Genomic DNA, 240 nt, shown 5'->3' with positions numbered 1-240 from the left:
GATCGGCGTCATAGGCTGTATCGGCCATGACGACCCCGGCGGACAGTCCCTCGATCAATGTGGCGGCTTGCGGTGCATCGCCCTTCTGGCCCGCGGTGAGCGTGAACCGCACGGGACATCCCAAGCCTCGAACGGCCAGATGTATCTTGGTGCTCAGGCCCCCGCGCGAGCGGCCGATCGCCTGATCTTCAGACCCCCTTTTTTGGCGCCGGCAGCGTGCTGATGCGCCCGAACGATGGT

1 pseudogene is annotated in these 240 nt (G+C 65.4%); it reads right to left on the bottom strand.

Features of this window, described 5'->3' with window-relative positions:
- Positions 1-240: pseudogene (locus FNJ47_RS48750) on the bottom strand (transposase); the annotation flags it as partial.

Source organism: Bradyrhizobium uaiense (genome assembly GCF_010811875.1).
Lineage (GTDB): Bacteria > Pseudomonadota > Alphaproteobacteria > Rhizobiales > Xanthobacteraceae > Bradyrhizobium > Bradyrhizobium uaiense.
The sequence above is the reverse complement of the archived record's forward strand: the minus strand, read 5'-3'. Positions and strand labels throughout refer to the sequence as shown.